Below are 26,950 nucleotides of genomic sequence, written 5' to 3'. Positions count from 1 at the left end.
CCAGTCCCCGGGCACCGTGCATCAGGCGATGCGGGACCGACCGAGATCGGTCAACTCGTCCGGACCACGGCTCGCACCGCGCCCGACGACGATCAGCCGAGCGCGGTGTACTGCGGCGGGAACCGCAGTTCCAGCTCGACCGTCTGCGCCTCCGCCCGGCTGACGGTTATCGGCTCGGGTCGTCCGGTCCGGTAACCCTGGGCGAAGTCGACCCCGAGGTTCCGCAGCAGTTCGATGGTCTGCTCGTCCTGGACGTACTCGGCGGCGACCCGGATGCCGAGCGCCTCGCAGAGCCTGACCAGCATGGACACCAGGGCCTGACTTGCCGGCGACCGGCAGAGGTCGACGATGAACGTCCCGTCGATCTTGACGAGGTCCACCGGGAGTTGTTTCAGATGGGTGAGCGTGCTGTAGCCGGTGCCGAAGTCGTCAAGTGCCAGGTGGCAGCCGACCTCTCTGATCCCCGTCGCGAAGGCCAGCGCCTCGTTCCGGTTCTCGATGAGGGCGGTCTCGGTGATCTCGAACGTCAGACACTCCGGCCTGACGCCGTGCCTGTCGATCGCCTCGGTCACGAAGGCGAGCAGTCCCGGGTCGGCGAGCGACCTGCCGGAGAGGTTGACCTGGTAGTGGGAGGTCTGGGCACCCCGGCCGATCAACTCCAGGGCGTGGTCGACGACCCACTTGTCCACCGTGAGGATCTCCCCGACCCGCTCGGCCATGTCGAGGAAGGCCCAGGGTGCGACCGGCTCACCGGTGTCACTCCGCACCCGCAGCAGGATCTCGTGGCGGGTGACCTGGTTGAGCTGGAGATCGACGATGGGCTGCGCGTAGAGGGCGAATCTGTTCGCCGAGACCGCGTGCCGCACCCGGGAACGGCACCGGTCCGCCCGCTCGCCGTCGGCGACCGGCTGGTCGAGCACGGTGATGGAGGCCGCGTTGCGGCGGGCGTCGCGGGCCGCGTGCTCGCCGTCGACGAGCAGGTCGAATCCGCTCGCACTGATCCCACCGCCGAAGTGCACCACGCCCGCCGAGGTGTTGAGTCGCACCGCCTTCTGCCGGACGCTGAACAGATGGTTCCGGAACCGCTCGACGATCCGGGCCGCCAGGCGCTCCGCGTCGTCCCCGCCCGGCGTGAGGAGCACCCCCCACAGGCCGGAGCCGACCAGGCCCCCCGTCAGCTCGCTCCCGACGACCGTACGCAGGAGACGGGCGACCGCCGCGGTCAACTGGTCGCGGTCCTCGTCGGTGAGCGCCTCCGGCAGCCGGGTGGCGGGTTCGGTCGCCACGACGACGACGGCGCCACCGGTGGTGCGGCGGGCCCGATCGACCTTGTCGATGACGTAGCCGCGGGTCGCCAGCCCGGTAAGGGCGTCCCGCGCGGCCGGGTCGGCGCAGAGCATGCGGCTGCGGACGGCGAGCCGGCGACGTTCCCGCCGGGCGAGTTCGAGCGTGGTGACGTCCTCACCGGTGGCGATGATTCCGGAGGGCTCGCCCTGGTCGGTCGTGATCTCCAGGTGGCAGTGCACGTGGCGGATGCTGCCGCCAGGGCGGATCACCCGGAAGCCGACCTCGCCGGGACGCTTCCGCTCCCATACGGCCCGGACCGCCGCACGGACCCGCCCCGCGTCCCCGGGATGCACGAGGCCGAGAAGCGTGTCGGGGGTGAGCCGGAACGTTCCTGGCGCGTGCCCGAAGATCCGCGCCATCTCGTCCGACCAGAAGATCCGCCCGACGCCCTCGGTTCCACCGGCCGTCCAGGTGACGGTGCCCAACTTCGACAGTTGGGCGGCGCGCGCGACCCGGGCCGCCTCGTCTGCGTCGCAGGTCAACGGGTCGACGAGGTCGGCGTCGACCAGGATCTTGTAGCCCTCGGCGAGTGAGACGTCGTACTGGCTCTGCGCGGCGCGTGCGACCCGCCGCGCCCGGGCGAGTTCCAGCGGACTGGGCGTGGTCTCGGCCAGCGCCAGGATGTCATCGAGATCCACGGCTCTCCCCCTGCCGCCGGTGACCGTCCGGGCCGGTGTAGCCGGCCTCCTCGGCCAACTCGCGCAGCCCTCGCCGGGCAGCCACCTTGTAGGAGCGGACGCTGTTCTCGGTCAGCCCGAGGATGCGGGCGATCTCCTGGTTGGAGAATCCCTCCTGCGCCATCTGGAACACCTCGGCGTACCGCGTCGGGAGCTGGTGCAACCAGCCCCGCAGCGTCTCCTGCGCCTCCCACACGTCGGCGATGTTCGAGCGCGGTCCCGGCGGCAGGTCCTCCGGGGCCATCGCGGCCTCCCGCTGACACCGCTGACGGTCCTTCATGATCTTGAACCGGGCGGTGACCACGATCCAGCCGATCGGCCGGTCGTGGGCCCGCAGCTCGGACCACTTGACCCGCCCGTGCAGGTACGCCTCGTTGAGCGCGTCCTCGACCACCTCGCGGTCCCGGCACGCCGACCTGAGGATCCGCTCCACCTGGTGGTAGGAGGCCTCGGCGAACACGGCGAACTCCTGGTCGTGCGCGGCCTTCACGCGAGCGGCCTCAGCCTTCCGCACCGTCTCGCGGTCGGCCTGGTCCGTCGTCAGGGCGGCGGTGCCCTCGAACTCCATCACGCCGCCTCCTCGACGGCCTCGGCCTTCGGCACGCCGCGGCCACCCAGCTCCACCTCGCGGTGCCCGTCGCGGTCGCGTTCCACGATCCGCACCATGTCGTGGTCGGTCTCCGCGAGCCTGATCAACCAGGTGACCCGGGCTGTGGTACGTGTCGTCGCCTCGCGTTCCTCCTGCATGCGTGCCCGGTACGCGACCCACGCGCGCACCAGTCCGGCCGCTGCCCCCGCGACGGCCACAGCCACGGCCATCACCTGATAGCCGGTGAGCGGTTCCGCCAGCGCTTCGTTCATCGTTCTCCTGCCCCCTTCGGTCGCCAATTACTATCCGTGGCGGGCAGCGGATGTAGACGCCTCCGCGTCCACAATGTTCTCGAAGATCGATGATCAAGGTTCCTGGCAGCGCATACAGCACAAAGTCATCTCATCGGAACGCTGCGCGAAGTGGTCATGACAATCCCATGGGGGCAATTTGCGCGTAGCTCTCCGTCACTCTCGGCTATCGGTCAACCACCACGGCCGGTCCCGCGCGCCCGGTCCAGCACCTCTTCGACCGTGAGCGGGCTGCGCGGGTGGTGGCTCAACGACAGCGGCGTCCGGATCTTCCGCGGCGCGGTGCCCTCGGCGGCGAGATAGAACTCGCCCACCGTCAGCCGGGAGATGTCCGGCACGTCCCCGCCCTTGGCCCGGGCCATCTCGCGAGCCGCCTCGATCTGGATGGGGCTGTTCATCAGGCCGTACACCTGGGTCGCCGCGTTGCCGGGGATGCGGTTGTGCAGCCCCTTCGGCGCCTGCGTGGCGAAGATCAATCCGAGCCCGTACTTGCGGGCCTGGGCGGCCAGCGCCAACGTGCTCTGGGTGCACGCGGTCATCGCCCCGGACGGGGCGAACGTCTGCGCCTCGTCCATCACGAGCAGCCCCAGCAGCGGCCGGTCACCGGCCGGGTGCTTCTTGATCCAGGCGAACAACGCCATCTGGAGCTGGTTGACGAAACTCTGGCGGACGTCGTCGGACGGCAGCCCCACCAGGCTGACGACCGAGACCCGGGCCCGCCTGCCGGCGGCGGGGGTGAGCAACACACCCGGGTCCATCGGCGTGCCCTCGCCGCCGAAGAGCGGGTCGTTCACCATGGCGGCGGTGAGCGTCTGGGCGAGACCGAGACCGATCTTGTCGGCGTCCTCCAGGTCGATGATCCCGTCCGGCAGGTCGGCGAGCGTGTCGACGAGGCCCTTCAACCGGGAACCGCCGCGCCGGCCGTAGTGCTCGACGGCCTTGCGCAGCACCGCCAGCCCCAGGTGCGCCCGGGTGGCCCGTCCGGTGACCATGGCCCGGGGCGCGAGCGCCGCGACGGCCGCCTCGACGGCTTCGCCGAACTCGTCCGGGTCGTCGCGCACGCTGGTGAAGTCGGGCAGCGGCTGGAAGCTCAGCGGACGGCCCGAGCTGCGGCGCGGCGTCCAGACCACCACGTCGGTGTGGGCCAGGTAGTCCGCCGCCCGGGCCGCGTCACCCGGCCGCCACTGCGGCGGCGGGTCGGGCCACGCCTCCCCGAGCCGGGCGAGGTCGTTGTTGGGGTCGAGCACGATGGCGGAGACACCCGCGAGGGCACACTCCTCGACGATGCGGCGGATGAGCACGGTCTTGCCCGACCCGGAGCCGGCGAAGATCGTGGCGTGTTTCCGGAGCGCCTCGAAAGCCAGCGGCACCGGGGCGTCGTCGTCGTACCCGTGGCCCACGACAAACGCCGGCCCGCTCGCGGCCGAGGGCGGCGTGGGCCGGGTCGCGGGCCGGGTCGACGCGGGCGCCGGTGGCGGTCCGTCGGCCGCCGTCCACCCGTCGACGTCCGCCAGCGCGTGCCGCAGGAACGTCAGGCTCCGGGCCGGACGCCGGTCGGCCAGCCAGCCTCGCAGGTCCATGGTGGTCTCGGCGAGCATCACCCGAAGCGCCGAGAGGGTCCGCAGGTCCTCGTCGTCCAGGCCGATCGTCCGGCCGCCCGCCGCGTGGAACGCGTCAAGCGTCCTCCGGGTGGCCGCGCTGGTCGACCAGTCGCGGTTGCGCAGCAGGAACAGTTTGCGTTTCGTCAGCCCGGTGTCCAGGGCCGACGCCACGCTCGCCTTGCGGAGCCGGGCCAGCGCCGCGTTGCCGTGGTGGTTGTCGCTGACCGCCCGGAAACACCAGTGCACCTGGTCCTCGGTGTGCTCGTTCAGCGTCAGGCGCAGCCGGGCGTGCAGCGGCGGGTCCGTGCTGGGCGGCGGATCGACACTGAACGCCGCCCCGGCGTCACCGCGTTCCAGGATCCAGGCGGTGAGCCCGGCGGTCAGCAGCGCCGGCATCGTCCCGTCCTCCGACGCCCGATCGCGCGGCGCGACGAGATCCGCGGCTGCTCGCAGCTCCGCGAAGCGGGCGTCGTAGCGGTCCGTCTCCTCGGCGGTGGCCGTCGCCGGAGTGGGCCGGGGCACCCGGGACGGCGCGGCGGACGGCTCGCCCAGGCCGGTCATCTCCCGGACCTCGTCGTCGGCGAGGCAGGCCCGGATGTGCCCGTCGATCTCGATCAGCAACTGGCGCGGGGTGAACGACCCGGCCCCGGCGAAGGCACGCGGGGACACCGGCCACGAGGGGTACGGCGGGGAGAACCCGACCCCCCGGTAGCGCAGCGCGAACCGCTTCTCGACGATCGCCCGGCCCAGGTCGGCGTCGTCGATGCGGCGCAGCATCGGCGTCTCCCGGAACCGGTCGGCCACCGTGTCGGCGGCGGTGGACCGGATGATGGTCCATGAGTTCGGGATGCAGGCGAGCACGGTCAGCGTGCGCCGCGTCGTCTGGCGCAGCGACATCAGGCCGTCCGCCATCCGGGCCAGCGTCAGCGCCTGCTCCGGGCTCATCGCGGCGCCCACCACCGCGGGGTCGCTCTGGATCGCCAACTGGGCGATCAGCGTGTCGATCTGGTCGATCGCCACCACGGACGGGCCGGTGAGCGCCAACAGCCAGGACAGGTCCTGCACGATCTGCTGGGCCGGGCGCGGCACCCGACGCATCCCCCAGGCCGCACGCTCGCCGGGCGTCATCTCCTCGCCGGAGAGGAAGTAGTTCTCCGCGACGTCCCGCTGGGAGATGTTCTCGGAGGCGCTCAGCGCGAGCGCCCGCGCCGTCTCCTGGCAGGTACGGGCCGCGTGCCTGTCGAAGTCGCCGAGCCCTTCCAGGAACGCGTCGAGTGCGGCGCGGGTGAGTCCGGTGTCGCCCATCACCGCCCGGCGGGCCGTCCGGGGCGCGCCCACCAGCGCCGACAGCCGCCGCAGCAGCAGCTTGAGCTGCGTCTCCGGGCTACCGGGCACCGGCCGGGCCAGGCCGTCCAGCATCGCGGCGAGCACCCCGTCCCAGAAGCTTTCGGCGTCGAGCAGGCCGACCAGGAAGAAGTAACCACCCCGCTCCTGCACCCGCTCGCGGATCACGCCCAGCAGGTGGGTCTTGCCGGACCCCCGCTGACCCTGGACGACCAGGCCGAGCGGGCTGCCGTGCGGGTTCGACGCGGCCTCGTCCACGCCGGCGAGGACGTCCCGGACGACCGGGAGGTGCAGGCCGTCGACGTGGAAGGGCAGCGGTCGCCACACGTCGTCGGGCACCGGCGCCCAGTCGAACCGCAGCGCTGCCAGCGCGGCCCGTTCCGCCTCGTCCATCACACGCCGATCGCCAGCAGGTGGTTCTCCTGCCCGCCGAGTCGCAGCGCCGCCGCGTGGTCCGCCTCGGTGAGCGTCTTCTGGTTCGACTCCGGTGCGATGCTCACGCCGTCGCTCCGGCTGAGCCCGCGCAGCGCCTCGTCCAGATGCTCCCGGGACACGTCGGCGAAGAACGGGCGCAGCCGGCGCAGGCTCACCCAGGCCCCCGGCTCGTCGGCGAGCGCCCGGTAGGCGCTGACCACGCGCGCCTCCATCGACCCGGTCGGCCCGGCCGCCGGAGCGCGCACGTCGGTCAGGGCGAACAGCTCGGCCAGCGTGGCGCAGCCGCTGCGCGCCAGGACGCGTTCACGCAGGTTGGTCTGGAGGGCGGCCAACGCGGCACCGAGCGCGGACGCGCCGCGCAGCGTGAAGTCGAGGTCGGTCTGCATGCGTACCCAGCCCTTGTCGTCGAGCTGGAGGGCGTACGTCGACCCGCTCCGGCGGCTGGCGACGTACTGCAGACGGGTGAGCTTGTCCCGCTGCGGCTTGCGTACGTCGAGCTGGTAACGGTCCCGGAGTTCGGTGTTCAACACCTCCCGCGCCTCGGCCATGAGCACGACGAGGATCGCGCTCTCGGATGCGGTCAGCTCATCGCCGGCCATGCTGCCGTCCTTCCGCCATGTCCCGGCGACGGGCCCGCAGATACGTGCCGATCTGCTGGACCACGGCGCCGACGTCGTGGATCACCCGGGCGTTCGTGAAGCGCAGGACCGTGTAGCCGTCCAGTTGGAGCTGGACGTCGCGCTGCCGGTCGGCCTCGTAGTGGACCGGACGGCAGTGCTCCGGCCCGTCGATCTCCACCACGCACCGTTCGTCCGGCCACAGTAGATCGAGTCGCACCGGCGTGGCCAAGCCGTGCGACTGAAAGCTCTGGTTCCACAGTCGTCCGGCCGCCCAGCTCTCGGCCGCGAGTGCCGCCTCCAACCGTTTCTCGACCTCGCTGCCCGGATGTGGCTTCCCCACCGCCACACCGCCGGGCAGCGGGGCGCGCGGCGGCGCGAGCCGGAACGCCGGCAGCCCCTCCGGCCCGGCCGCGCCGGCCCCCACCAGCCAGACGGCCGGACCGCCGTGCTGCCCGAGCCAGGTGGCCCCGGCCGCGACCACCGCGCCGTCGCCGGCCGCCGGTTCGACGAGCAGCACCACCCGCCGCCGCCCGAACGCGCCGGCGACGAGGCGGGCCAGCGCCGCCGCCCGGGTACGCACCGGAAGCGGCGTGGCCGTGGTGGCCCGTCCGCCGGTCACCGCGTAGCGGGCCAGGTCGGGCAGGAACGTGCCGGGATACCGCTCGCGACGGGCCCGCGCGGTGGCCGCGAGCCGGACCGCCGCCAGCCCGGCCGTGTCCGGGCGGACCCCGTCGGCGATCTCGGGCAGCCAGGCCGGCAGCAGCTCGACGGCGACCTGTTCGAGCCGGTCCAGCGCGGCGTGCACGACGTCCGCCGGCATGACGGGCCGAGCGGCCGGGCGGTGCACCACGGCGGCCAGGTCCGAATGGTCGCGGGCGATCAGCATGGCCAGCGCGTCGGTCTCCGCGTCGGGCAGGGCGACGACGCGATCGGTGGGGACGTCGGCGAGGCTCCGGTTCGACAGCAGCGCCAGCCCCTCCCCACCGTCGACCGAGACGTCCCGGATCAGGGTACGAATCCGATTCGGACCACACCAGGCTGTCGCACTGACCGCAAACCGACAGTGCCCCGGACCGGCCGATCCCCGGTCGGTCAGCGCAGCGCGGCGGCGAACATGCCGGCCTCGTACGAGCCGCCCCGCTGGTGCACGATCACCGCGACCCGGTTCGCCGCGTTGATCAACCCGACCAGGCAGACCAGCGCCGCGACCTGATCGTCGTCGTAGTGTTCACGCACCCGCGCCCAGGTCTCGTCGGACACCCCCTGGTGGGCGTCGGCGAGCCGGGTGCCCTCCTCGGCGAACGCCAGCGCGGCGCGTTCCGCCTCGGTGAAGACCGTCGACTCGCGCCAGGCGGCGACCAGGTGCAGCCGGACCGCGCTCTCCCCCGCGGCGACTGCCTCCTTGGTGTGCATGTCGATGCACCAGCCGCAGCCGTTGATCTGGCTGGCCCGCAGCGACACCAGCTCCTGGGTGGAGTGCGGCAGCGACGACTGCTGGATCACCAGGCCCGCGTTGGCGAAACGCTTGAAGAAGTTCGCGGAGATCGTGTTCTCGAACAGGTTGAATCGGGTCTCCATGGTTCTGCCTCTCCGGTGGTGTGGCGTTCGGTCGGACACGAGATGCCGGCGGCGGGGCCGGCGTGACACCGTGGCCGGGTGACGACCGCCACAGCGGTGCGGCGTCACAGCGGGCCGGCGGCCGGCGTCTGGTGGGGAACGCAGTCGAGCAGCGGAGGAGCCAGCCATGGCGGACCCGGCCACCGAGGAGTTCCTCGCCCACCGGAACCTGCTCTTCACGGTCGCGTACGAGATGCTCGGCTCGGCCGCCGACGCCGAGGACGTGGTCCAGGAGACCTGGCTGCGGTGGGCCGGTGTCGACCTCGACGAGATCCGGGACCGACGCGCCTACCTGGTCCGGATCACCACCCGCCAGGCGCTGTCCCGGCTGCGCGCGCTCGGCCGGCGCAAGGAGTCGTACGTCGGGTCGTGGCTGCCCGAGCCGCTGCTGACCACCCCCGACGTGGCCGACGACGTGGCGCTGGCCGACAGCGTCTCGATGGCGATGCTGCTGGTGCTGGAGACGCTCGCGCCGACCGAGCGGGCGGTGTTCGTGCTGCGTGACGTGTTCGACGTCGGGTACTACGAGATCGCCGAGACGGTCGACCGGACGCCGGCCACGGTGCGGCAGATCGCGCACCGGGCGCGCGCCCACGTGGCGGCCCGCCGGCCCCGCCGTACCGTCTCCGCGGCCGAGACCCGCGACGCGCTCGACGCGTTCCGGCGGGCGGTCGAGACCGGCGACCTCCGGTCGTTGCTCGCGGTGCTCGCCGAGGACGTCGTGCTGGTCGGCGACGGCGGCGGGATCAGGCAGGCGATCCCACGCCCGGTCGCCGGCGCCGACAAGGTGGCCCGCCTGCTGGCCGGCGGCTGGCGTCGGGTCGCCGAGGCGGCGTCGATGGCGCCGGCGCAGGTCAACGGCTACCCGGCGTTGCTCGTGCGGCTCGACGGCGAGCTGGACACGGTCGTGGCGGTACGCCTCGACGACGGCCTGATCACCGGGCTCTACGCGGTACGCAACCCGGAGAAGCTGTCCCGGATGAGCCGGGAGACGACGCTGAGCCGCCGTGCGACGATGCCCGGGTGAGCAGCGACGCCTCCGCCCGAGCCCGGATGAGCAGCGACGCCCCGCCCGACGTCACCGCCCTCGCCATCAACGTGGCCGTTCCGGAGGCGCTGCGCTGGACCGACACCCGGCGCGGCGAGGAGTTCACGTTGACCACGCTCAACATCCGGCTGCTGCCGGACGGCCGGCTCGCCGCGAAGGCGTACGGCCGGCCCACGGCGGGTGGGCGCGGCGCGTACGTGTCGTTCCGGGTGCCGGACCGGCCGGAGCTGGCCGCGCTGGTGGCGGCGGCGGCCGACCGCGCGGCCACGCTCTGGTCCGCCCACCGCGGCCTCGACTGAGCGTCACGCCGGGCGGTTCCGCTCCGCCCGGCGCACCACCTCCGGCGTCACCAGTCCCACCACCAGGAACACGCCGCCGAGCAGCAGCCAGCCGGGCGCGCCCCAGGTGATGCAGCACAACGCCAACACGGTCGGCGCCACCACGTTCGCCAGGCCGGCGCCGAACCCGAACACGCCCATGTACTGCCCCTGCGCGTGTGCCGGGGCCAGGCTGAAACGCAGCTCCATCGAGCCGGCGGTGTGCCACAGCTCGCCGACGGTGTGCACGCAGACACCGAGCCCGATGCCGGCGACGGCGAGCCAGGTGGGCAGCGTGGCGGTCGCGGCGACGACCGCCATCCCGGCGAGGAAGGCGACCCCGGCCCGGCGTACGGCCCGGCCGGCCGCGTCGCTGCTGTCCACGCCCCGGCTCGCCCGGACCTGGAGCAGCACCACGAGCGCGGTGTTGGCCAGGGCGGTCGCGCCGACCAGCCAGCGGGGCGCGTCGGTGTGCCCGACGATCCACAGCGGCAGCGCGAAGAGCAGCACCTGGTGGTGGATCGACATGACGCCGTCCAGCACGGTGACGGCCACGTACCCTCGGTCGCGCAGAGCGGCCCAGGGGCCGGCGCGTGGTGGCGCGGGCACCGGCGGCAGCGCCGGCAGGGCGGCGACCACGGTCGCGGCGGCGACGAAGCTGAGCGCGTTCGCCAGCACCAGCGCCAGATAGGCCGGGCGGCTGTCGAACTGCACGGCGAACCCGGTCGCGATCGCGGCGCAACTGCCGGCCAGATTGGCGACCGAGCGCAGGTACGCGCGATATCTCGGCAGGTCGTCGCCGCCGATTCCGCGAACGAGTGGTCCCCGCGCCGCACCCCCGGCGGAACGGGCCAGTTCCCCGACGCAGAGCGCCACCAGGACCAGCCAGAAACTGCGGACGACAAGCAGCGCGCCCATCGCCGCGCCCTGGATCGCGAGCATTCCCAGGTAGACCTCCCGGGGCCCGCGCCGGTCGGCGAGATGCCCCACCGGTACGCCCGCGAGCAGGCCGGCGGCGGCGGCGACGCCCATGCCGAGGCCGACCTGGGCCAGCGGCAGACCGATCACGCGGGTGAAGAACAGCGCGGCGGTGACCATGAAGACGCCGCTGCCGATCATGTTGACGAACGTCGCCAGCGCGAGAATGCGCTGTGGTCGCGTTTCCGGCACGATTCCCCGCCGGACCAGTGGCGGAATTCGCTTCTCGATTGTGGGCACAGTGGACACCGGTGACCTCCCCGTCAGATCAGCTCGGCGAATCTAACGAGGATTTCCGCCCGATCTGATCGGTTCGTCGGCCGATACCGCAGATGCCCGATGCTTGCTAACTTGGATGTCGTGGGGAGGTCAGCGCCGCACGCCCACCCCGCCGTAACCGTGCGACACCGCGGCCTGCGGCTCGCCGTCCGGCCGCCAGTCGGCCAGCCGGACCAGACCGGGCTCGACCAGGTCGTACCCGTCCAGGAAGCGGGCCACGTCGGCGTGGGTGCGGGGCACCAGCGGCGCGCTGCTGCGCCGGTAGACCTCGGTGCCGGCCCGCGCGGGCAGCGGCGGTGCGCCGTCCAGCGTCAGGTGCGACAACGCGAGCAGGCTGCCGGGGGCGGTGGCGTCGCGCAGCCGGGCCACGGCCGTCCACGGGTCGTCCGCGTCGGGCACGAAGTGCAGCACCGCGACCAGCAGCAGCGCCACCGGCTCGCGGAGGTCGAGCGTCGCGCGCAGCGTCGGGTCGGCCAGCAGCTCGTCGGGCCGCCGCAGGTCACCGCGGACCACCACGGTGCGACCGCCGTCGGTGGGCAGCAACCGCCTGGCGTACGCGACCGCCACCTCGTCGGTGTCCACGTAGACCACCCGGGCGTTCGGGTTCACCGCGCGGACCACCTCGTGCACGTTGCCCTGGGTGGGCAGCCCGGCGCCGACGTCGAGAAACTGGCGTACGCCCCGCTCGGCCGCCCACCGCACGGCCCGGCGCAGGAAGGCGCGGTTGGTCTGGGCCGCCACGCCGGTGTCCGGAAAGATCTTCAGGATCTCCTCCGCGGCGGCCCGGTCGGCCGCGAAGTTGTGGCATCCGCCCAGGTAGTAGTCATACATTCGGGCGACGTTGGGTCGCGTTTCAGCAGCCGTCACGCCCTGATGTGTAGCACCCTGGGCGACGAACCGCTGACCCGTTGTTCCCAGGAGGTACCGATGACCGATCGGCGGCAGACCGTGGAGGTCGACCCGGTGCTGTTCCGCGCCGTCTACGACTCGCCCGCCTCGCTACCGGGGCGGCACCGGTGGACCACTCCCGAGTCGGACGTACGCCGGATGGAGCGACTGCTGAACATCCCGGCGCACAGCATCGGCGCGCCGCTGTGGGTCAGCGGCGACGAGCCGGACTGCCCGAAGTGCGGACGCCGGGTGACCTGGTACGACATCGTCTCGTCCGCGCTGCACGGGGTGCACGACACGGCGATGATCGCGCGGGTGGTGCTCGGTGAGCGGAAGTACGTCAACACCGAGGTGCCGGACGCGGTGCCCGGTGTCCACTGTGCCGACTGTCGCACCCCGATCACCGGGCTGCGCAGCTTCAAGTGCCACAACTGGGCGTACGCGTTCGAGGCGCTGGAGAAGATCGTCGAGCGGATGTCCGGCGTACCGGCCCAGCCGCCGCGCACCGCCCCGTGACGCGCCCACCTCATCCACCTCCCGCACCGATGGTGGTCGATCATCCGCCTCGGGTGACGAGCAGCAGCGTGGCGGCGGTGCCGAGGATGAGGAACGGCCCGAACGGCAGGTGACTGCGCCAGCGGACCCGGCGGACGGCGAGCAGCACCAGCCCGCCCACGCCGGAGAGGGTGACCGAGAGCATCAGCCCGGCCACCAGCACCGGCCAGCCGTACCAGCCGAGCAGCGCGCCCGCGCCGAGGGCCAGCTTGGCGTCGCCGAGGCCGAAGCCGCGCCGGCCGAACAGCACGGTGGTGGCCGCGAAGCCGGCGGCGAGCGCCAGCCCGGCGGCGACGGCCCGCACCCAGGGCGCCGGGCCGGGTCCGGGCAGCGCGGTCGCCCCGAGCAGCACCGCGGTACCGGCGGCGGCCGGCCAGGTCAGCCGGTCGGGCAGCCGGTGCGCCGCGGCGTCCACGAGCGCCATCGGCACCGCCCAGGCGAGCCACCAGGCCAGCGCCAGACGCGCGCCGGGCAGCCCGCCGGCCAGCGCCAGCACCGCGACGGCGACCGCGAGCGCCACCTCCGCCACGGCCGGAGGCGCGCCGATCCGCGCCCGGCAGCCCGGGCAGCGGGCCGCCGGCCCGAGCGCCGGCCACGGCCGGTCCAGCCGGATCGGCGTACCGCAGGCGTCGCACGCCGTCCGGTCCGGGCGGTCCGGCGGTACGGCGTAGCGGGCCACCGCCAGCCGGACCGGCGGCCCGACCGCGAGGGTGGCCAACAGCCGGACGAGCGGGCGGCGGGTGACGGCCGGCGGGCCGGGGTGGCGGACCCGTTCGGTGGTCATGCCGGCTCCCCCGTCCGGTCGCCGGTGGCTCCACTGCGGAGCACGCAGAGTGACGGCACGTTGATCGGCGTGTGGCGGATGGCGCGGAAAGTGGCGTCCGGCGGGGCCCCGGAACGGCCGGTGCCGGCGATGGGTGCCGGGCGTGGCCGGCCGGCGGGACGGATGGGACGAGCGGGGTGCACCCCACCCATACCGGTGGCGCGGCGGCCGGCCGGCGCGGGCGGGTGGACGGGTGCGGGTGAGCGCACACCGACTGCCGGGGAGGCCGGGGAGGACCCGCTCGTCACCGTCCGGAACACCACCGGCCGCCACCACCCGTCTTCACTCAACGTGTTCACGTGAATTGCCTCTGTTGCATCGGCGGACGTCAGCCTATGCTCGCCCCTTGGGTACGACGCAACCCCCGCTCAATGGCGTCGGAGGCGGACCGGAGACATCACTTCCACATTTGACGAAGATCAGCACAGGTAAATGCACACGGTGGCGGTCGAGGTCCGGTCCGACAGATCCGGGCGTGCTTCCGCATGCCCGGAGCGCTCAGCGCGACCGCACCGGGCCGGCACCGAGGAGGGCTCGGCGTTGCGCACATGGCAATCCCGCCGATGGGAAGGCGGCCTGCTCAGCCTCGTGCTGGCGGTCGGCGCCGCCGGCTGCGGCACCGGGCCCGAGGCGGCCACCGGCCCACTGACCAGCCGCGCCGCGGCACCCGCCGCGCATTCCACCGCCGAGGAGAAAGCGGCCGAAAAAGCGGCACTCACCGCCTATTCCGGCTATCTCGCCGCGTCCCGGGCGGCGAGTGCCCGCAGCGATCCCGGCCATCCCGCCCTCGGCCGATTTCTGGCCGACCCGCTGCTGACCCAGGTTCGGTTGGCAATTCGTGACGCGAAGGAGCACGGCGCGATGCGTACCGGAAAACTGGTTTCCACCCCCACGGTGGTCTCGGTCGACCTGGCCGCCGAAACGCCCACCGTCGAGATCCAGGACTGCCTGGACGCGACCGGCTACCGGCTGGTCTACGTCAAGAACCGCAAGCCCGTGCCCGGCACCGACGGCGGCCGGTACCTGGCCACCGCGACCGCGGCCCGCTATCCCGACGGTCGCTGGCTCGTCAACGCCGGCGCCGCGCACCGGGACCAGCCGTGCTGACCTGGGGAGGAGGGAGCGTCCCGGCCGACCGGGTCGGGACGCCCCGCCGGTGGTTCGTCGCCGGCCTGGTGGCGGTGCTGACGCTGGCCGGCTCTCCCGCCCGCGCCGCCGACCCGGGCGGCTCGTGCCCACCCGACCAGAACAACTGTGACGTCTGGGACGACGACCCGGGCGTCCCGGGTGGCGGCGGCGGGCCGGGCGGCGGCGGCAACGACGGCGGCGGCAGCGGCAGCGGCGGGGGCACCGCGAAGTGCCAGTGGAACGGCCAGGTCGTCAAGTGCTACGACGAGTTCATGGGCTGGTTCAACAACAGCGACGGCTGCTACTACAAGCTGAACGAGCCCCAACTCCCCGCGCCCGACGGCAAGCAGTGGTACACCGCCAGTTGCCAGGACGGTGCCACCGGCCAGCAGGGAAGTGTGCTGCTCGACGCGCCGCCGGGCGGCTACGGCACCCCGCCCGACCCGGAGGAGCTAGCCCGTCGCGCGCTGGCCTCGATCTCGCTGCTGCCGCCCCGGGCGGCGGTCGCGCCCCGGCGCAGCAAGGGTCCGGGGCTGGTCGGGCTGCCGGTCTGGATGTGGGCCAGCCCCGGCAACTCCTACTTCGGGCCGCTCAGTGCCTCGGCCTCCGAAAGAGGACTGACCGTCACGATCACCGCGAAGGTCGACCGGATCGTCTGGCACATGGCCGACGACCTCGACGTCGAGTGCCGCGGGCCGGGCACGCCGTACAGCGCCAGCGGGCCGCTCGCCGGCGCCCCCTCGCCCGACTGCGGCCTGCGCAACGGCTACTCCAAGGCCGACACGTACGAGGTCTACGCCACCACGTTCTGGACCGTCGACTGGTCGTCCAGCGGCGGGGAGAGCGGCGTGATCGACCAGAGCCGGGTCAGCGGTGTCGTCCCGGTGCAGATCAACGAACTTCAGGTGGTGACCCGATGAGTGTCGTGGCGGCCCGGAACGGGACCCCGGTGGAGGCGCCGGTGGCGCCGCCCAAGGTGGTCCGGCAGCGGCGCATCCGGCCCGGCCTGCTCGGCCTGGCGATCCTGCTGATCGCGCTCGGCGGGCTGGGCGCGGCGTTCGCGGTCACCTCGGTCCGGTCCACCGGCAGCTACCTGGCGGTCGCCCGGCCCGTCGAGGTGGGCCAGCAGCTCACCGCCGACGACCTGGTGCCGGTCCGCGTCTCCGGCGGGCGCGAGCTGCGGCCGGTACCGGCCGACCGGATGAAGGAACTGCTCGGCCTGCGCGCCGCCGTGCGGCTCACGCCCGGCACGCTGCTCACCCCGGCCCAACTCACCGACGCGCCGCTGCTCGGCCCCGGCCAGCAGCAGATCGCGCTGGGGCTGGCGGCCGACCAGGTGCCCGCCCGCAAGCTGCACCCCGGCGACAAGGTGCTGCTGGTCAGCACGCCGACCGCCGGCACCAACGGCTCCGACGCGGCCCGGGGCGGCGGCACCCGGTTCGCGGCCACCGTGATCGACACCGCCACGCCGGAGAACGGCGACGTGGTGGTCTACCTGGCGCTGGCCGTCCGGGACGTGCCGGCGGTGGTGGTGCTGGCCGCGGACGACCGGATCGCGCTCGTGCTCACCGAGGCGGCCTGATGGCGATCATCGCCCTGGTCTCGGCGAAGGGTTCGCCCGGCGTCACCACCACCACGCTGGCCGCCGCGCTGAGCTGGCACCGCCGGCTCGTGCTGGCCGAGTGCGACCCGTCGGGTGGCTCCATCCTCGCCGGCTACCTGGGCGGCGCGCTCGACGGCCCGCGCGGCATCGGCGAGCTGGCCGTGGGCGAACTGCGCGACGGCAGCCTGGAGAGCACGTTCTGGTCCCAGCTCGTCGACCTGGACGCGCCCCGCCGCGAGCGGCTGCTGCTGCCCGGCGTGGTCGACCCGGCCCAGGCCGGCAGCGTGGTCCCGCTCTGGCAGCGCTTCGCCGACTACTTCACCGGGCTCGAACGCGGCATGCCCCCCTACGACGTGCTTGTCGACTGCGGGCGGCTGGCGGTCGCCGGTCCACCCTGGCCGCTGCTGCGGGCCGCCGCGGTGGTGCTGCTGGTCACCCGCGCACACCTGCCCGACCTCTCCGCCACCCGGGCCGCGGTCCGGGCGATCGAACGGGACCTCACCGAGCACCGCGTCCCCCCGGGCAACCTGCGCCTGCTGGTGGTCGGCGACGGGCACGGCACCAGCGAGATCAGCAAGGCGCTGCGGCTGCCGGTGATCGCCCGCCTGCCGCACGACCCGCGTACCGCCGAGGTGCTCGGCCGCGGCGGCACCGTACGCGCCAACCGGCCGCTCATGCGCGCGGCCGGCGCGTTGGAGGTGCCGGTCCGGGCGCTGCTCGACCGGCGTCGGGCCCGGCTGTCCTGGCCCGGCGTGACCGCCGCGGCAGCGGTCAGCGCGCCGACCGCGCCGGGGGTGCCCGGTGCGGTTTGAGCCGGTCTCGCACGACCCGCGCGGGCAGCAACCCGGCGTCGTCTCCACGGTCCCGCCGCTGCCGCCGCCGAACGGACGGCACCACGTGGCCGGCCCGGCGCTCCCCGCCGCACCGCCCGCCCCGCCACCCCGCCCCCGGGTCGACTTCGCGGTCGTCCGCGAGCTGCGACGGGAACTGAGCGAACGACTCACCCACTGGCAGCGCGGCCAGGAGTTCGACGTCGACGCCGAGGAGGTCGAGCGGGCCCGACTGGCGGTCGCGGTGGTCTCCGCGTACGCCGACTCGGTGCGCCGGGCCGGCACGCCGATGCCCGCCGACGCGGAACGGTTGCTGCTCGACCAGGTGACCGCCGAACTGGTCGGGCTGGGCCGGCTCCAGACGCTGCTCGTCGACGACACCATCGAGGAGGTGCACATCCTCGGCTGCGACCAGGTGCGCATCACCCGGCACGGCGGCGGCGTCGACTGGGCCGAGCCGATCGCCGAGACGGACGACGAACTGGTGGAGATCCTCCAGGCGGCGGCCCGCCGGGCCGGGGCCACCGAGCGGTCGCTCTCCACCTCCAAGCCCACGCTCGACCTGCAACTGCCCGACGGCAGCCGGCTCGCCGCGGTCTTCCTGGTCAGCCACCGCCCGTACGCGGTGATCCGCAAGCACAACACGCTGGACGTGAGCCTGGAGGACATCGCCGGCGGTCGCCCCGACCTGGACGAGATGATCGATCCGCTGCTGCGCGACTTCCTCCGCGCGTCCATGCGCGCCGGGTTGAACATCATGGTCGCCGGGCTGGCCGGGGCCGGCAAGACCACGGTCATCCGGGCGCTGATGGACGACATCCCGGCCGACGAGCCGTACGTGCTGCTGGAGGAGAGCCGGGAACTGCTGCCGGCCCGGCGCGGGCACAAGCACCGGGCGGTGATGAGCTTCGAGTCCCGGGAGGGGCACGGCGAACGCGGCGCGGACGGGCGACCGGCCGGTGAGGTGAGCATCGCCGACCTGATCCCGGTGTCGCTGCGGATGGGCGTGCTGCGGATCATCGTCGGCGAGGTGCGGTCCCGGGAGATCGTGCCGATGCTCCAGGCGATGACCACCAGTCGCGGGTCGATGTGCACCATCCACGCCCGTACCCCGGCCGGGGTGAGCGAACGGATCATCGAGCTGGCGCTCTCCCACGGCCGGGAGATGACGGTCGACCAGGCCCGGCGGATGGCCGGCAACGCGCTCGACCTGATCGTCTACGTCACGGTCGAGGACGAGACCGCGATCGGTGGCCGCAAGCACCGCTTCGTCTCGCACGTCGAGGAGGTCATCGGCGTCGGCGAGGGCAACCGGATCACCACCACCACGGTCTTCGGTCCCGGGCCGGACGGCCGGGCGGTCCCCCGCCACCTGCCGGAGCGGATCCGCGACCAGTTGATGCGCGTCGGCTACGACTCCCGCCTGCTCACCCGGTTCGTGGAGGCCGGCGTCGGCGCCTGGCGGCGGCCCCGGCACACCCGCCTCGGGCGACGGCCGAACGGGGGGCCGGCGTGACGCAGATCGAGCTGATCGCGCTGGTCTCCGGCGCGGCCTGCGTGGCCGGGCTGGTGCTGGCCGTGGTCGCGCTGGTCGGCACCCGCCGGCCACCGGGGTCGACGCCGGGCAGCACCGGCCCGGGTCTGAGCCGGCTCTGGACCGGCGCCGGGGCCGGTCGCGCCGACCAGCGACGCCACCAGCTCCTGCTGGGCGGCGCGGTGGCCGCCGGCGCGGTGGCGTTCCTGCTCAGCGGGCTGCCGGTGGTGGGCCTGCTGGTGGCGCTCGCGGTGCCCGGGGTGCCGTGGCTGTTCGCGGTCGGCCGGGCCGAGCAACGGGCCATCGCCCGGGTCGAGGCGGTCGGCGAGTGGACCCGGCGGCTCAAGGACATCTCGGCCACCGGGCAGGGACTCCAGCAGGCCATCGTCGGCACCATCACCACCGCGCCGGAGGAGATCCAGGAGGAGGTACGCACGCTGGCCGCCCGCCTCCAGGCCGGCTGGCTGGCCAAGTCCGCGTTGCTGGCGTTCGCCGACGAGATCGCCGACCCGGTCGCCGATCAGGTGGTGGCCGCGCTGATCCTGCACCTCACCGACCGGGGCGAGCGCCTCGGTGACGTGCTCCGCTCGATCGCCGGCGCCGCGTCCGCCGAGGTGGCCACCCGGCGCGAGGTCGAGGCGAAGCGGACCCAGCCCCGGTTCGCGGTCCGCTTCCTCACCGGCATGACGCTCGCCACGCTGGCGTACGGGCTGCTGAACAGCGACTACATCCGCCCCTACGGCACGTTCACCGGCCAGCTCGTGATGGCGGTGCTCGGCGCGGCCTTCATCGGCCTGCTGGTCTGGGTGCGATCGATGAGCCAGCCGCCCCGTCCGGCGCGTTTCCTGCCGGCGCCCGACCCGGAGGAGGCGATCGCATAGTGGTCCTCAACTGGCAGCTCGCGGCGGCGGTGCTGGGCGGATCGGCGGTCGGCCTCGGCCTCTTCCTCGTGGTCCGCGAGGCGCTACCGGCCACCCCGGCGCTCGGCCCGGCGCTGCGCCGGCTGCACCAGCCACCCGGTCAGGCCCCGACAGCCGGCGCGGGGCCGGACTGGCTCGGCGGCTTCGCCCGCTGGCTGCGCCCGCCGACCCGGCAGCTCGCCCTGCTCGACCAGACCCCCGAGCAGTACGCCCTGTCGGTGCTGCTCTCCGCGCTGATCGGGTTCGTCACGCCGGCGGTCCTCTCGGCCGTGCTCCTCCTGGGCGGGGTGTCCCTGCCGGTGGCCGTGCCGGTGCTGGCCAGCCTCGGGATGGCGCTGCTCGCCGGCCTGGTCGCGCACCGCTCGGTGCTGACCAGGGCGGACGCCGCCCGGGACGAGTTCCGCCAGGCGGTCTGCACCTACCTCGACCTGGTGGCGTTGCAACTCTCCGCCGCGCACGGCCCGGTGCAGTCGCTGGAACGCGCGGCGGCGGTCTGCGACGGCTGGGTGTTCGACCGGATCCGGGAGGCGTTGCGGCTCGCCCAGCTCCAGATGCACTCGCCGTGGGACGAGTTGCAGGAGCTGGCGGACCGGATCGGCATTCCGGAGCTGGGTGACGTGGGCGCCATCATGCGCTCCTCCGGCAGTGAGGGCGCCCAGGTGCACGAGACGTTGCGGTCCCGTGCCGACTCGCTGCGCGACCAGATCCGTACCGACAACCTGACCCGCGCCGAGGGGGTGACCAGCAAGTTGGACATTCCCGGATCGCTGCTGGTCTTCGTCCTGCTCGGCTTCGCCGTCTATCCGTTCCTCGCCCGCCTGTGAACCCCACCCCCGAGAAGGAGAAGACCATGCACCTCTACGCCTACCTCTACGCGACGGTGAGCACCCGCCTCGCTGAACTACGCGGGGACAGCGAGCGCGGCGACAGCCCGGTCCCGACCGCCGTGATCATCTTTGGCTTGGTCGCGGTGGCCATGGCGGTCACCACGCTCGCTCTGACCAAGGCGAACGACTGGATGAACGCCATCCCGAACAACACCGCGCCGTGATCTCCCACCCCGCCCGTACGGTTCGGCGCCGACCGGCACCCGCCGGTCGGCCCGTTCCGCGCGGTCCGGGGCGGATCGCCGCCACGCTGCGCGCCCGCCTCGACGCGGGCGGGCGCGAGCGGGGCGCCAACCCGGTCGAGCTGGCCGTGATGATGCCGGCCATCCTGGTGCTGCTCTTCGGCTCGATCCAGGTCGGCGTCTGGTTCGTCGCCCGGTCCACCGCGCTCAACGCGGCGCAGACCGCTGTGAACGCGCAACGCACGTACGACGCCGGGCCGGACGCCGGCCGGGCGCAGGCGATCACGTTCCTGCGCCGCTCCGGCGACTGGCTGGTCGGCTGGGACAAGAACGGCCCGACCTGCGTGGAGACCGCCACCGACGTCACCTGCACGGTGCGCGGGCGCTCCCTGTCGGTCGTCCCGGGCGTCGACTTCGAGGTCACGCAGACCGCGCACGGTCCCGCCGAACGCTGGACCACGGGATGAGGCCGGTGCCACGGGACCGCGGTTCCGTCTCGATCGAGGTGGCGGTGCTCGCCCCCGCCTTCATCGGGCTGATGGTGCTCGCCGGGGTCGCCGGCCGGACCGCCGTCGCCGACGAGGCGGTGGAGTCCGCCGCGCACGACGCCGCCCGGGCCGCCTCCCTGGCGCGCGACGCCCGCGCCGGCGAGAAGGCCGCCGAGCAGGCGGCCCGCGACCAGCTCAACTGGTCCGGCCTGCGCTGCACCGCCCCGCCGAGGCTGGACCTGAGCGGGTCGGTGGCCGGGCAGGAGACCACCTTCGCCACCGCGTACCGGAGCGCGGCCGGCGTGCCGGCGACCGTCACGGTGACGGTCACCTGCACCGTCTCCTTCGACGACCTGCGCGCGCCCGGCCTGCCCGGGGTGCCGGGCGGCAGGACGGTCGCGGCGCGCTTCACCTCGCCGCTGGACACCTACCGGAGCCGCGGATGACCGGCCGGCGTGGGGCGGAGAGCGGCCGGGTGAGCCTGTTCCTGGCCGTGGCGATGACCGGCGTGCTGGCCGTCGTCAGCCTCGCCTACGACGGCGCCGGGCAGCTCCGAACGCTGCAACGCGCCGACAACCTGGCCGCCGAGGCGGCTCGCAGCGGCGGTCAGATGATCGACCGCGCGAGCGCCATCGAGGGCGGTCCGAAGCGGATCGACCAGGTCGCCGCACGTGCGGCCGTCGCCGACTATCTCAGCGCCGCGGGTGGGGTCGGTGGCCACGACGTCGACTTCCCCGTGGTCGGCCTCGAGACCCAGATCCGGGTACGCGTCCGGATCACCTACCGCCGGGACCTGATCGGGCTCTTCGGCGCGCAGAAGACCGCCACCGTCACCGGTGAGGCCACCGCTCGGGCGCTCACCGGACCGTAGGAAGGGAAGGCCGCCATGGGTGCACCCCGACGCTCCGCCGTCCACCGCGCCGGCCAGGTTCTCACCGGGCTCGGCGCTCTCGTCGTGCTCGTGGGGCTGCTGGTCGGCGGACCGGTCGCCCTGCTGGCCTTCGCCGGCAACCCGCTGCCCGACCACCTGCCCACCCTGGCCGAGGTGGGTACGGCGTTGACCAGCCGCGACGACGGGCAGCTCTTCCTGCGGGCGCTGGCCGTGGTGGGCTGGTTCGGCTGGGCCACGTTCGCGTTCTCGGTCGTGGTGGAACTGCTCGCGTCGGCGTTGCGCCGACCCGCGCCGAAGCTGCCCGGCATGCACCGCCAGCAGCGGGCCGCCGCCGCGCTGGTCGGCTCCGTGGCGCTGATCCTGGCGGCGAGCCCGGCCGCGGCCAGTGCCGCGACGCTGGCCGCGCCGCAACCGGTGGTCGCCGCGCCGGCCGTCACCACGGCGTACACCGCACCTCAGCTCGCGACGCCGACGCCTGCCGCACCGGACGCCACCGGCCCGGCGGTGTACCGGGTGGCGAAGGGCGACTATCTGGGCGAGGTGGCCGACCGTTACCTGGACGACTTCGACCGCTACCGGGAGCTGGCCCGGTTGAACCGGCTCGCCGACCCGGACCGGATCCGCCCCGGCCAGTTGCTCGAACTGCCCGGCGGCGCGGTGGACGAGGGGGCCCGTCGACACGCCGCCGGCCGGCTGGTGGTGACGCCGGCGAAGCCCGCCCCGGCGAAGCCCGACGGGGGCGGTACGTCAGCGATGGCGCCGAAACCGAAGCCGAAGCCCGCGCCGCACACGCCGGCGCGGGACACCACGCCCACGGTGGAGGCACCGGAGGGACAACCGCCGGCCATGGCGGCGGGCGCGTCCCGGGCCACGGCCGAGGAGGGCATCAACCGCCCGCTGGCCATCTCGGCGGTGCTGGCGGTGGCGAGCATCGTGGGCGCCCAGATCGGCGCTGTCCTCGGACTGCGCCGCCGGCCGGTGCCGGCCCGCGCGCTGAGCAGCCGCGCGCTGGGCAACGGCCGGCACCGCCGCGACTGAGGCCGGTGCGTCGCGGCGCGACTGGGGCCGGTGCGCCGCCGCTTGCCGGATGCGCCGCCGGCGCGGGCGCCGGATCAGGGCAGCCGGGCCTCGACCCGGCCGGAGACCACGCGGGTGGGCAGCACGACCTGGTCGTTGGCGGCCGGGCCGTGCACCACCTCGCCGCCGTTGAGGCGGAACGCGCTCCCGTGCCACGGGCACACCACGCAGGCGTGGCCGTCGATCTGCCGCACCTCGCCCTCACCGAGCGGGCCGCTCTGGTGCGGGCAGCGCTCCAACATCACGGTGACGTCGTCACCGTGCCGGTAGAGGATCACCGAGACGTCGTCGATCTCCCGGGTGACCAGTTCGCGCTGCGGCAGGCTGTTCAGGTCGCCCACCGGGTGCCAGCCCTCGCCGATCAGGTGCAGGTCGGAGACGCTCTGGCTGACCTGGGCCCCCTGCTTGTAGGCGAGGTGCCCACCCAGGTACGCGCCGCCGCCGGCGGCGGACAGCCCCAGGTAGGCCAGCGCCCGGCCGAGGCCGTGCCGCCCGTTCAGTCGGGCCGCCAGCGAGCCGGCGTAGAGCGTGAGGCCGACGATGTTGGCCCCGGCGTGCACCAGCCCGATCCGCCGCTGGTCCCGGGAGAGCGCCGCCCAGTCGTTCCACCCGGCGACCGCCGCCGGCAACGCGCTGACCGTGCCGAGCCCGACCAACGCGGTGGCGGCCCGGCGCTGGCCCGGCAGCAGGTCCACCACGGCGGCGGAGATCCACGCGCCGACCGGGACCTGCACCATGGCGGGGTGCAGCGGATGGCCCAGCCAGACGCCGTGCAGCGCGTCCCGGACGCGTTGCGAGCGCAGCGTGCCCTGCACGACGCGCTGGACCCGGTCGCCGACCCGGTCGAGCCCGGAGGCCTGTTCGAGCTTCGTCAGTAGTTCGCGCACCTGTTCCGACTTCCCGGCAGCAGAGCCCCCAAACCGGACGCCGGGCAAAACCCTGACCGGACCGGCCGGGGCGGACGACATCCTGGATATACTGCAACGGTCGGTCGTATATAGGGGGCGGTATGACCAAGATCCTGGTGGACGTCGACGACGAGGCACTGGCGGACGCGGCCCGGGCGTTCGGCACCAAGACCAAGAAGGACACGGTCAACGTGGCTCTGCGCGAGGGCGCGGCCCGCCTCCGCCGCGCCCGCGCCCTGGCCGAACTGGCCGGCCGTGGACGGGCGGGTGACTTTGACGAGCTGCTCGACAGGGGGCACTACCGCTCGTGAAGCTCGCCGACTACCTGATCGACACCAGCGCCCTCGTCCGGCTACTTCGTGACCCGGAGGTACTGGACCGGTGGGAGCAGACGGTGACCGCCGGGCTGGTCGCCGTCTGTCCCCTCGTCGAACTGGAATTCCTCTACACCGCCCGGTCCGTCGCCGATCGCGCGCAACTGGCGGATCAGCTCCGGACCGTCTTCGGATGGGTGACGATGCCCGACCGGGTCTATGAGCGCGCGGCGGAGACGCAGCTCGACCTGACCGCACGGGGGGCGCACCGGTCGGCCGATGCGGTCGACCTGCTCATCGCCGCCGCCGCCGAATATCACGGGCTCTCGCTGCTGCACTACGACCGGGACTTCGACCAGGTAGGCGCGGTCACCGGCCAGCCGATGCGCTGGCTGGCCCCACCCGGCGCGATCAAGTAGTAGCGTGCCCGGCGCTCGCGCGGGCATGCTGGGACGATGGGGGTACGCGTCGAGCACGCCGACCGCGTGACCACGGTGATCCTGGACCGGCCGGAGGCCCGTAACGCGGTGGACGGGCCGACCGCCAGGGCGCTCGCCGACGCGTTCCGCGCGTTCGACGCCGACCCGGACGCGGCGGTCGCCGTGCTCTGGGGCGCGGGCGGCACGTTCTGCTCGGGCGCCGATCTCAAGGCGATCGGCACGGCGCGCGGCAACCGGGTCGAGGCCGAGGGCGACGGTCCGATGGGTCCGACCCGGATGCGCCTGTCCAAGCCGGTCGTCGCCGCGATCTCCGGCTACGCGGTGGCCGGCGGCCTGGAGCTGGCGCTCTGGTGCGACCTGCGGGTCGCCGAGTCGGACGCGACGCTCGGGGTGTTCTGCCGGCGGTGGGGGGTGCCGTTGATCGACGGCGGGACGGTCCGGCTGCCCCGGCTGATCGGGGAGAGCCGGGCGATGGACCTGATCCTCACCGGGCGGCCGGTGCCGGCCGACGAGGCGTACGCGATGGGGTTGGTGAACCGGCTGGTCCCGCCCGGTGCGGCGCGGGCGGAGGCCGAGCGGCTGGCCGCCGGGATCGCCCGGCACCCGCAGACCTGCCTGCGCAACGACCGGGCGGCGCTGCTCGACGGCGCCGGCCGGCCCGAGCCGGAGGCACTCGCCGTGGAGCTGGCCTACGGCACGGAGTCGCTCGCGGTCGACGGGGTGCGCGGCGCCGGCCGGTTCGCCGCCGGTGCCGGCCGGCACGGTGCGCCGGCCGGCTGAGGCGTCACTTCAGGTTGCGCAACGCGTCCTCGATGGCCCGGTGGAACGTCGGGTACGTGTAGATCATGTGCCGGAGCTGGCTGATCGGTACCGCCGCGTGCACGGCCACCAGCAGCGCGGAGAGCACCTCGCCACCGGCCGGGCCGGCCGAGGTGGCGCCGACCAGCACGCCCTGGTCGGCGTCGGCGACCAGCTTGACGAAACCGGCGTTGCCGGTCTTGTGGATCCAGCCCCGGGTGGACGAGGTCAGGTCGGTGTACCCGATCTGGACGTTGATGCCCCGGTCGCGGGCCTGCTGCTCGGTGAGGCCGACGGCGCCCACCTCGGGGTCGGTGAACGTGACCCGGGGCAGCGCCCGGTAGTCGGCGACCGGGACGCTGCCCGGCGCGACCGTCGACCCGCCCGCGCTCATCGCACCGCCGACGGCGCTGACCACGCCGGCCGCGCCGCCGACCACGCTCGCGGTGCCGCTGGCGTCCGGCCCGCCCCGGGTACGCCGCATGTGGTCGAGCACGTCGGCCACCACGATGCCGGCCTGGTACATGGCGATGTGGGTGAACGCGCCCTCGCCGGTGAGGTCGCCGACCGCCCAGATGCCCTCGGTGACGTGCATCCGGTCGTTGACCGGCAGGTAGCGCTGGTTGGCCTCCACGCCGACCGTGTCCAGCCCCAACTCCTCCAGGTGTGCCCGGCGGCCGGTCACCACCAGCAGCTTCTCGCCGCGGAACGAGACGCCGTCGCCGTGGACGGTGAACTCGTCGCCGTCGTGGCTGACCCGGCCGGCCTTGACCCCAGTGTGGATCTCCACCCCGTCGGCGCGCAGCGCGTCGGCGGCGAGCGCGGACGCCTCCGGTTCCTCGACGGCGAGCACCCGGTCGCCGGCCTCGACGACGGTGACCCGCACGCCGAACCGGGCGAACACCTGGGCCAGTTCCAGCCCGATCGCGCCGCCGCCGAGCACCAGCATCGTGCCCGGCAACTCCTCGACCTCGATGGCCTGGTGGTTGGTCCAGTACGGCGTGTCGGCCAGCCCGTCGACCGGCGGGATCGAGGGCCGGGTACCGGTGCCGAGCACCACCCCGTAGCGGGCCTCGAAGACCTGGTCACCGACGCGTACCCGGTTCGGGCCGTCGAGCCGGCCGCTGCCGCGTACGAACCGGCCGCCCTTGCCGGTGAAGCGGTCCACCGCCGCCTTGTCGTCCCAGGTGTCGGTGGCCTCCTGGCGGATCCGCTTCGCCACCGGCGCCCAGTCGGGGCGCACCTGCGCGGAGCCGGCCAGCTCGTTCACCCGGTGCGCCTCGGCCAGCGCGTTGGCTGCCCGGATCATCATCTTGCTCGGCACGCACCCCCAGTAGGGGCACTCGCCGCCGACCAGGTCCCGTTCGATGCCGACCACGTCGAGGCCGGCCTCGGCGAGCCGCTCGGCCACCTCCTCGCCGCCGACGCCGAGCCCGACCACGACCACGTCCACCAGTTCCGGCTCTGCCATCCCGCCAGCATTCCGCACGGCCGGGGCCGCCGACCACCGGACCCGG

The 26,950-nt window shown here is 73.8% G+C and carries 30 protein-coding genes; 18 read left to right on the top strand and 12 right to left on the bottom strand.

The annotated features are described in order from the left end of the window. Positions 1 to 92: 92 nt before the first annotated feature. The 7 genes from ACZ6O5_RS19395 to ACZ6O5_RS19365 all read right to left on the bottom strand — a co-directional run bounded on the left by ACZ6O5_RS19395 (position 93) and on the right by ACZ6O5_RS19365 (position 8,502). Positions 93 to 1,985: an EAL domain-containing protein gene (locus tag ACZ6O5_RS19395; RefSeq protein ID WP_465978837.1), complete on the bottom strand. Its 1,893-nt coding sequence runs from the start codon at positions 1,983 to 1,985 to the stop codon at positions 93 to 95. Continuing rightward, a complete protein-coding gene (locus ACZ6O5_RS19390) occupies positions 1,972 to 2,592 on the bottom strand; it encodes an RNA polymerase sigma factor (RefSeq protein WP_465979082.1) in 621 nt (206 codons plus the stop codon). The genes ACZ6O5_RS19395 and ACZ6O5_RS19390 overlap by 14 nt, the downstream gene beginning before the upstream one ends. After that, positions 2,592 to 2,885 carry a hypothetical protein gene (locus ACZ6O5_RS19385; RefSeq protein ID WP_465978835.1) on the bottom strand — a complete coding sequence of 98 codons (294 nt, stop codon included), beginning with the start codon at positions 2,883 to 2,885 and terminating at the stop codon, positions 2,592 to 2,594. Before ACZ6O5_RS19385 ends, ACZ6O5_RS19390 begins: the two co-directional genes overlap by 1 nt. Positions 2,886 to 3,097: 212 nt before the next feature. Beyond that, positions 3,098 to 6,262, bottom strand: coding sequence for a helicase HerA domain-containing protein (locus ACZ6O5_RS19380; protein ID WP_465978833.1), 3,165 nt, complete (start codon positions 6,260 to 6,262; stop codon positions 3,098 to 3,100). Next, entirely contained in the window at positions 6,262 to 6,903 is a 642-nt protein-coding gene (locus ACZ6O5_RS19375; protein ID WP_465978831.1) for a hypothetical protein, read from the bottom strand. The genes ACZ6O5_RS19380 and ACZ6O5_RS19375 overlap by 1 nt, the downstream gene beginning before the upstream one ends. Continuing rightward, on the bottom strand, positions 6,890 to 7,810 hold the full coding sequence (locus tag ACZ6O5_RS19370) for an endonuclease domain-containing protein (protein WP_465978829.1): 921 nt from the start codon (positions 7,808 to 7,810) through the stop codon (positions 6,890 to 6,892). The genes ACZ6O5_RS19375 and ACZ6O5_RS19370 overlap by 14 nt, the downstream gene beginning before the upstream one ends. Before the next feature lie 206 nt (positions 7,811 to 8,016). After that, positions 8,017 to 8,502, bottom strand: coding sequence for a carboxymuconolactone decarboxylase family protein (locus tag ACZ6O5_RS19365; protein ID WP_465978827.1), 486 nt, complete (start codon positions 8,500 to 8,502; stop codon positions 8,017 to 8,019). A gap of 166 nt (positions 8,503 to 8,668) precedes the next feature. On the opposite strand from ACZ6O5_RS19365, the gene ACZ6O5_RS19360 reads away from it, so the two are divergent. Both ACZ6O5_RS19360 and ACZ6O5_RS19355 read left to right on the top strand, forming a co-directional pair. Next, positions 8,669 to 9,568, top strand: coding sequence for an RNA polymerase sigma-70 factor (locus ACZ6O5_RS19360; protein WP_465978825.1), 900 nt, complete (start codon positions 8,669 to 8,671; stop codon positions 9,566 to 9,568). Next, positions 9,565 to 9,888: a hypothetical protein gene (locus ACZ6O5_RS19355; RefSeq protein WP_465978823.1), complete on the top strand. Its 324-nt coding sequence runs from the start codon at positions 9,565 to 9,567 to the stop codon at positions 9,886 to 9,888. Before ACZ6O5_RS19360 ends, ACZ6O5_RS19355 begins: the two co-directional genes overlap by 4 nt. Before the next feature lie 3 nt (positions 9,889 to 9,891). Here the strand turns inward: ACZ6O5_RS19355 and ACZ6O5_RS19350 are convergent, their stop codons facing one another. Beyond that, positions 9,892 to 11,133 (bottom strand): MFS transporter, encoded by a 1,242-nt coding sequence (locus ACZ6O5_RS19350; RefSeq protein ID WP_465978821.1) that lies wholly within the window; start codon positions 11,131 to 11,133, stop codon positions 9,892 to 9,894. A 120-nt stretch (positions 11,134 to 11,253) separates the two neighbouring features. Further along, the gene (locus ACZ6O5_RS19345; RefSeq protein WP_465978819.1) at positions 11,254 to 12,030 is read right to left on the bottom strand and encodes an SAM-dependent methyltransferase; all 777 of its coding nucleotides are present in this window, start codon (positions 12,028 to 12,030) and stop codon (positions 11,254 to 11,256) included. 60 nt (positions 12,031 to 12,090) lie between these two features. Between ACZ6O5_RS19345 and ACZ6O5_RS19340 the strand changes: the two genes are divergently transcribed. After that, the gene (locus ACZ6O5_RS19340) at positions 12,091 to 12,570 is read left to right on the top strand and encodes a hypothetical protein (RefSeq protein WP_465978817.1); all 480 of its coding nucleotides are present in this window, start codon (positions 12,091 to 12,093) and stop codon (positions 12,568 to 12,570) included. Between the two features lie 40 nt (positions 12,571 to 12,610). Here ACZ6O5_RS19340 and ACZ6O5_RS19335 read toward each other — a convergent pair whose 3' ends face one another. After that, a complete protein-coding gene (locus ACZ6O5_RS19335) occupies positions 12,611 to 13,393 on the bottom strand; it encodes a prepilin peptidase (protein ID WP_465978815.1) in 783 nt (260 codons plus the stop codon). A gap of 579 nt (positions 13,394 to 13,972) precedes the next feature. Here ACZ6O5_RS19335 and ACZ6O5_RS19330 point away from each other — a divergent pair. The 12 genes from ACZ6O5_RS19330 to ACZ6O5_RS19275 all read left to right on the top strand — a co-directional run bounded on the left by ACZ6O5_RS19330 (position 13,973) and on the right by ACZ6O5_RS19275 (position 22,934). Continuing rightward, entirely contained in the window at positions 13,973 to 14,539 is a 567-nt protein-coding gene (locus tag ACZ6O5_RS19330; RefSeq protein ID WP_465979080.1) for a hypothetical protein, read from the top strand. Further along, entirely contained in the window at positions 14,533 to 15,480 is a 948-nt protein-coding gene (locus ACZ6O5_RS19325) for a hypothetical protein (protein ID WP_465978813.1), read from the top strand. The genes ACZ6O5_RS19330 and ACZ6O5_RS19325 overlap by 7 nt, the downstream gene beginning before the upstream one ends. Continuing rightward, positions 15,477 to 16,142, top strand: a complete 666-nt coding sequence (locus tag ACZ6O5_RS19320; RefSeq protein ID WP_465978811.1) for an SAF domain-containing protein — start codon at positions 15,477 to 15,479, stop codon at positions 16,140 to 16,142. The genes ACZ6O5_RS19325 and ACZ6O5_RS19320 overlap by 4 nt, the downstream gene beginning before the upstream one ends. Further along, on the top strand, positions 16,142 to 16,975 hold the full coding sequence (locus tag ACZ6O5_RS19315) for a P-loop NTPase family protein (RefSeq protein WP_465978809.1): 834 nt from the start codon (positions 16,142 to 16,144) through the stop codon (positions 16,973 to 16,975). Before ACZ6O5_RS19320 ends, ACZ6O5_RS19315 begins: the two co-directional genes overlap by 1 nt. After that, positions 16,965 to 18,509 (top strand): CpaF family protein, encoded by a 1,545-nt coding sequence (locus ACZ6O5_RS19310; RefSeq protein ID WP_465978807.1) that lies wholly within the window; start codon positions 16,965 to 16,967, stop codon positions 18,507 to 18,509. The genes ACZ6O5_RS19315 and ACZ6O5_RS19310 overlap by 11 nt, the downstream gene beginning before the upstream one ends. After that, positions 18,452 to 19,408, top strand: coding sequence for a type II secretion system F family protein (locus ACZ6O5_RS19305; protein WP_465979078.1), 957 nt, complete (start codon positions 18,452 to 18,454; stop codon positions 19,406 to 19,408). Before ACZ6O5_RS19310 ends, ACZ6O5_RS19305 begins: the two co-directional genes overlap by 58 nt. Then, the gene (locus ACZ6O5_RS19300; RefSeq protein WP_465978805.1) at positions 19,408 to 20,271 is read left to right on the top strand and encodes a type II secretion system F family protein; all 864 of its coding nucleotides are present in this window, start codon (positions 19,408 to 19,410) and stop codon (positions 20,269 to 20,271) included. The genes ACZ6O5_RS19305 and ACZ6O5_RS19300 overlap by 1 nt, the downstream gene beginning before the upstream one ends. 26 nt (positions 20,272 to 20,297) lie before the next feature. After that, entirely contained in the window at positions 20,298 to 20,498 is a 201-nt protein-coding gene (locus tag ACZ6O5_RS19295) for a hypothetical protein (RefSeq protein ID WP_465978803.1), read from the top strand. 74 nt (positions 20,499 to 20,572) lie between these two features. Then, the gene (locus ACZ6O5_RS19290; protein ID WP_465979076.1) at positions 20,573 to 20,983 is read left to right on the top strand and encodes a TadE/TadG family type IV pilus assembly protein; all 411 of its coding nucleotides are present in this window, start codon (positions 20,573 to 20,575) and stop codon (positions 20,981 to 20,983) included. Then, complete coding sequence (locus tag ACZ6O5_RS19285) at positions 20,980 to 21,450, top strand: TadE/TadG family type IV pilus assembly protein (protein WP_465978802.1); 471 nt, start codon at positions 20,980 to 20,982, stop codon at positions 21,448 to 21,450. The genes ACZ6O5_RS19290 and ACZ6O5_RS19285 overlap by 4 nt, the downstream gene beginning before the upstream one ends. Next, entirely contained in the window at positions 21,447 to 21,875 is a 429-nt protein-coding gene (locus tag ACZ6O5_RS19280) for a hypothetical protein (RefSeq protein ID WP_431935899.1), read from the top strand. The genes ACZ6O5_RS19285 and ACZ6O5_RS19280 overlap by 4 nt, the downstream gene beginning before the upstream one ends. Positions 21,876 to 21,890: 15 nt before the next feature. After that, entirely contained in the window at positions 21,891 to 22,934 is a 1,044-nt protein-coding gene (locus ACZ6O5_RS19275; RefSeq protein ID WP_465978800.1) for a LysM peptidoglycan-binding domain-containing protein, read from the top strand. A 74-nt stretch (positions 22,935 to 23,008) separates the two neighbouring features. Here ACZ6O5_RS19275 and ACZ6O5_RS19270 read toward each other — a convergent pair whose 3' ends face one another. After that, a complete protein-coding gene (locus ACZ6O5_RS19270) occupies positions 23,009 to 23,860 on the bottom strand; it encodes a Rieske (2Fe-2S) protein (protein ID WP_465978798.1) in 852 nt (283 codons plus the stop codon). Between the two features lie 122 nt (positions 23,861 to 23,982). Here ACZ6O5_RS19270 and ACZ6O5_RS19265 point away from each other — a divergent pair, with 122 nt between their 5' ends. The 3 genes from ACZ6O5_RS19265 to ACZ6O5_RS19255 are packed head-to-tail and all read left to right on the top strand — an operon-like array spanning position 23,983 to position 25,415. After that, positions 23,983 to 24,192, top strand: a complete 210-nt coding sequence (locus ACZ6O5_RS19265) for a type II toxin-antitoxin system VapB family antitoxin (protein ID WP_465978796.1) — start codon at positions 23,983 to 23,985, stop codon at positions 24,190 to 24,192. After that, complete coding sequence (locus ACZ6O5_RS19260; protein WP_465978794.1) at positions 24,189 to 24,614, top strand: PIN domain-containing protein; 426 nt, start codon at positions 24,189 to 24,191, stop codon at positions 24,612 to 24,614. The genes ACZ6O5_RS19265 and ACZ6O5_RS19260 overlap by 4 nt, the downstream gene beginning before the upstream one ends. A gap of 36 nt (positions 24,615 to 24,650) precedes the next feature. Continuing rightward, positions 24,651 to 25,415 carry a crotonase/enoyl-CoA hydratase family protein gene (locus tag ACZ6O5_RS19255; RefSeq protein ID WP_465978792.1) on the top strand — a complete coding sequence of 255 codons (765 nt, stop codon included), beginning with the start codon at positions 24,651 to 24,653 and terminating at the stop codon, positions 25,413 to 25,415. A gap of 4 nt (positions 25,416 to 25,419) precedes the next feature. On the opposite strand, the gene ACZ6O5_RS19250 is transcribed toward ACZ6O5_RS19255, so the two are convergent. Then, on the bottom strand, positions 25,420 to 26,904 hold the full coding sequence (locus ACZ6O5_RS19250; protein WP_465978790.1) for a dihydrolipoyl dehydrogenase family protein: 1,485 nt from the start codon (positions 26,902 to 26,904) through the stop codon (positions 25,420 to 25,422). Between the last annotated feature and the right edge of the window lie 46 nt (positions 26,905 to 26,950).

The sequence above is a fragment of the Micromonospora sp. NPDC049201 genome, from assembly GCF_055586805.1.
This window is presented reverse-complemented; position numbering and strand designations above follow the sequence as displayed.

Excerpts from the sequence above, each read along its gene's own strand:
- ACZ6O5_RS19390 (WP_465979082.1), bottom strand. The coding sequence starts at position 2,592 with ATGGAGTTCGAGGGCACCGCCGCCCTGACGACGGACCAGGCCGACCGC.
- ACZ6O5_RS19385 (WP_465978835.1), bottom strand. The coding sequence starts at position 2,885 with ATGAACGAAGCGCTGGCGGAACCGCTCACCGGCTATCAGGTGATGGCC.
- ACZ6O5_RS19380 (WP_465978833.1), bottom strand. The coding sequence starts at position 6,262 with ATGGACGAGGCGGAACGGGCCGCGCTGGCAGCGCTGCGGTTCGACTGG.
- ACZ6O5_RS19375 (WP_465978831.1), bottom strand. The coding sequence starts at position 6,903 with ATGGCCGGCGATGAGCTGACCGCATCCGAGAGCGCGATCCTCGTCGTG.
- ACZ6O5_RS19370 (WP_465978829.1), bottom strand. The coding sequence starts at position 7,810 with ATGCTGATCGCCCGCGACCATTCGGACCTGGCCGCCGTGGTGCACCGC.
- ACZ6O5_RS19365 (WP_465978827.1), bottom strand. The coding sequence starts at position 8,502 with ATGGAGACCCGATTCAACCTGTTCGAGAACACGATCTCCGCGAACTTC.
- ACZ6O5_RS19360 (WP_465978825.1), top strand. The coding sequence starts at position 8,669 with ATGGCGGACCCGGCCACCGAGGAGTTCCTCGCCCACCGGAACCTGCTC.
- ACZ6O5_RS19340 (WP_465978817.1), top strand. The coding sequence starts at position 12,091 with ATGACCGATCGGCGGCAGACCGTGGAGGTCGACCCGGTGCTGTTCCGC.
- ACZ6O5_RS19335 (WP_465978815.1), bottom strand. The coding sequence starts at position 13,393 with ATGACCACCGAACGGGTCCGCCACCCCGGCCCGCCGGCCGTCACCCGC.
- ACZ6O5_RS19320 (WP_465978811.1), top strand. The coding sequence starts at position 15,477 with ATGAGTGTCGTGGCGGCCCGGAACGGGACCCCGGTGGAGGCGCCGGTG.
- ACZ6O5_RS19315 (WP_465978809.1), top strand. The coding sequence starts at position 16,142 with ATGGCGATCATCGCCCTGGTCTCGGCGAAGGGTTCGCCCGGCGTCACC.
- ACZ6O5_RS19295 (WP_465978803.1), top strand. The coding sequence starts at position 20,298 with ATGCACCTCTACGCCTACCTCTACGCGACGGTGAGCACCCGCCTCGCT.
- ACZ6O5_RS19285 (WP_465978802.1), top strand. The coding sequence starts at position 20,980 with ATGAGGCCGGTGCCACGGGACCGCGGTTCCGTCTCGATCGAGGTGGCG.
- ACZ6O5_RS19280 (WP_431935899.1), top strand. The coding sequence starts at position 21,447 with ATGACCGGCCGGCGTGGGGCGGAGAGCGGCCGGGTGAGCCTGTTCCTG.
- ACZ6O5_RS19275 (WP_465978800.1), top strand. The coding sequence starts at position 21,891 with ATGGGTGCACCCCGACGCTCCGCCGTCCACCGCGCCGGCCAGGTTCTC.
- ACZ6O5_RS19265 (WP_465978796.1), top strand. The coding sequence starts at position 23,983 with ATGACCAAGATCCTGGTGGACGTCGACGACGAGGCACTGGCGGACGCG.
- ACZ6O5_RS19255 (WP_465978792.1), top strand. The coding sequence starts at position 24,651 with ATGGGGGTACGCGTCGAGCACGCCGACCGCGTGACCACGGTGATCCTG.
- ACZ6O5_RS19250 (WP_465978790.1), bottom strand. The coding sequence starts at position 26,904 with ATGGCAGAGCCGGAACTGGTGGACGTGGTCGTGGTCGGGCTCGGCGTC.